Raw genomic sequence first — 2,524 nt, 5'->3', positions numbered from 1 at the left:
AGTCGGGTAGCGACGGCGCATTGCTGCGCCGCCGCCCCCTCAGAACCGTACTGGCACGTTTCCGCGCATACGGCTCAAGCAAGCCCAAAGGCGTTCAGGTATGCAGTGCTGGACTTCCTGTCCCGTCACCGGGTTTGGTTCGGCGACGGCAGAAAGCGTGGATGAGACGGCGATCGTCCGTGCCGCCGTGCGTTGCGGTGGTGACGACATGTTGCTTTCGGATCGCCACCAGAGTGACGCGCACCCATTGTTCCCACTGCTGCGGGCTTTGCGGCTGCTGGTCGGCATAGAGCAACAGCCCGCCGCAGGCAGCGCATCGTCCTTGTTGGACACCGAGAAGGCGCCGGACGGGCGCGCTCAGCGGCGGAGGCGGTTGCTTGCGGCGACGCTGTGTCCAGTACTCGATCAGCGCCGGGTCATCGGGCGAGGCGGTCCCGACGACCATCGCGTGTCGGACGATCTTAGTCCAAGCGAACTTGGGCAGGTAGGCGCCGGTGTCCCGGTCGCCGAACACCCACCGGTTGCGCTTGGTCGGGTTGAACTGACCGTAGTAGCGGTCCACGACCCACCACCGAGACTTGTTCGGATGCGTGTGTCGTGCCCACCGGTAGGTCAGTTTCCACATGTAGTCATCGAGCGCGGAGAACACCTCGCTCGACACCTCGGTCCGGTAGTAGGCAGCCCAACCCCGGATGATCGGAGTGAGCTTCTTGAGCACACCGCCTGCGTTGGACCCGCGCAGGGCACGCATTTCGGTGCGCAGCCTTCTCCGGATGCGTCTCACGGCCTCCCGGCTGGGTTTGATCAAGACAAGTTTGCCGTGGTAACGACGGACGTTGAACCCGAGGAAATCGAACCCGGTCTCATCGAGGTGGACGATCTTTGTCTTGTCCTCGTTGAAAACCAGGCCCCTCGGCGCCAGCCACTCGGCCAATCGTGCCTTGACCTGTTCCGCCTGCTCGCGGCTGTGACACAAGGCCACGGCATCGTCGGCATAACGGACCAGCACAGGACAGTCAGGTGCTGTTTCGAGTCCGCCTCGACTGCGGTGGAAGTACCTGACTCCCGCGGCCTTCTCCATCCCGTGCAACGCCACATTCAGCAAGACGGGACTGACAACGCCACCTTGCGGCGTTCCCGCCTCTGTTGGGGCGAAACGACCTTTGTCCATCACACCGGCCTTGAGCCATTCCCGGATCATTCCCCTCGCGGGAAACCCTCCGAGACAACCCAGAAGGTGGTCGTGATCGATGCGGTCGAACGCCGCTGCCAGGTCCGCATCCAGGGCCCACAGGCGTTTGGGATTGCGTCCCTTGACCACCTGATAGACCGCTTCGATGGCGTCATGGCAGCCACGGCCCGGCCGGAACCCATAGGACTTCGGTTCGAACCGCGCCTCCCATTCCGGTTCCAGCGCGTTCTTCACCCGTGCCTGCAGCACGCGGTCGACGACTACCGGAATCCCGAGCGGGCGCTGTTTGCCGTTCGATTTCGGGATGAACACCCGCCGAACGGGCTGGGCATGCCACGGCTCGGTCTGCTGGCACATCCAGTTGACCAACGCCGCCTTGCCGAACGAGGTCGTGATGACCTGCCCGTCAATACCCGCCGTCCTGCGGCCAGCATTGTCTCCGGTCACCCGCCGCACGCTCAGCAGCGTGTTGGCGCGAGACCGAAGCATCAACTTCTGCAGGTTTCGGACCTTCTTCAGATCCCCTGCCTGACTCGCCGTGAAGATCCTCTGCCGCAGACGCCGTACGTCATCCTCAACAGCACGCCAGTCAATGGCGTCCCAGTCCAAGGACTCGTCCGCAGGTCCGTTCACCTTGGCGTCGACCGCCGCAGCGTCCAACTTGCCCTCCGGTTCCGACGTTGTCGTCAGGTTTCGTTCACAGGCTCACCTGGTTCACGTCAGCTCCCTTGCGGGCCGGGCACTTTCGTCCCGTATCCGGCCAGTTATCCAGAACGCCGACGGAGGTCGACGACTCGTTGTCCTGGTTTCCTGCTGCCTTTCGGCCGCCGGCCTTCGCTTGTTGAACCATCCTGTCCCACTGGGGATGTCCGCCTCCCTTACGGTCGGCCTACCGGACAACGCACTGCGCCGCCCGGACCCCAGCCGGGGTTTCCGCGTTTCGCACGTGTGAGACCAGACCGGGGTGGGTGCCCTCTTTGTCCCGGGGCGGTGGTGTCCTCCCGACCGGACAGGAATGATCCAGTCGGCACCCGCCGCTTTCCAACGGCCAGCCCTGCAACCCCACTACCGCAACCCATCGCGGGGAATCCGCAGTCACGAGACATCTGGCAAGGGTTCACTGATGTTCACCCGTCCGGTCTTCCTCTCGCCCGTAGTCCCCGGATGGAACGGGAACCCTCCGGCTTTCCCCCGAGCTCCGCACCCTGCCGTTACCAGCAACGCACGTCGGGGCGAGGACCGATCAACGGACACTGACCGGGGATTACACCATCGACAGCATCGAACCTCCCTTGGTGCATCCACTCACAACCGTGCGACCTCGCGTCGCAC

1 protein-coding gene is annotated in these 2,524 nt (G+C 64.0%); it reads right to left on the bottom strand.

Annotated elements, in window-relative coordinates:
• Positions 1-94 precede the first annotated feature (94 nt).
• Positions 95-1,852: a group II intron reverse transcriptase/maturase gene (gene ltrA / locus E1288_RS46230; RefSeq protein ID WP_207954948.1), complete on the bottom strand. Its 1,758-nt coding sequence runs from the start codon at positions 1,850-1,852 to the stop codon at positions 95-97.
• Positions 1,853-2,524 lie beyond the last annotated feature (672 nt).

The sequence above is a fragment of the Saccharopolyspora elongata genome (genome assembly GCF_004348985.1).
Classification (GTDB): Bacteria; Actinomycetota; Actinomycetes; order Mycobacteriales; family Pseudonocardiaceae; genus Saccharopolyspora; species Saccharopolyspora elongata.
This window is presented reverse-complemented; position numbering and strand designations above follow the sequence as displayed.